Raw genomic sequence first — 289 nt, forward strand, 5'->3', positions numbered from 1 at the left:
CTCCGGCGTGGCTTCGCCCAGCTCCTGCTCGGCCAGCGCCAGCACGCGCGATTCGTCGAGCAGCCCCAGGAAGGCGCGGCCGGTGGCCGACCACAGCATCGACATCACCGCGCCGGCGCGCACGTTCACCGTCACCGGCAGGCCCGGCTCCTCGAACCGCACGATGGTCGGGCCCTTGTTGCCCATGACCGCGACGAAGCACGTCACCTCCAGCGACTCGCGCAGGCGGATCAGGCAGGGCTCGGCCGCGCGGATCGGGTCGGCCTGCCGCACCGCGGCCAGCCCGATC

Annotated in this window: 1 protein-coding gene; it reads right to left on the reverse strand. The window is 73.7% G+C overall.

Annotated elements, in window-relative coordinates; translation table 11 throughout:
* On the reverse strand, positions 1–289 hold a 289-nt coding region (locus ACZYSP_RS35510), incomplete at both ends, for an IclR family transcriptional regulator (RefSeq protein WP_489019252.1).

This window comes from Variovorax sp. F042, assembly GCF_057814215.1.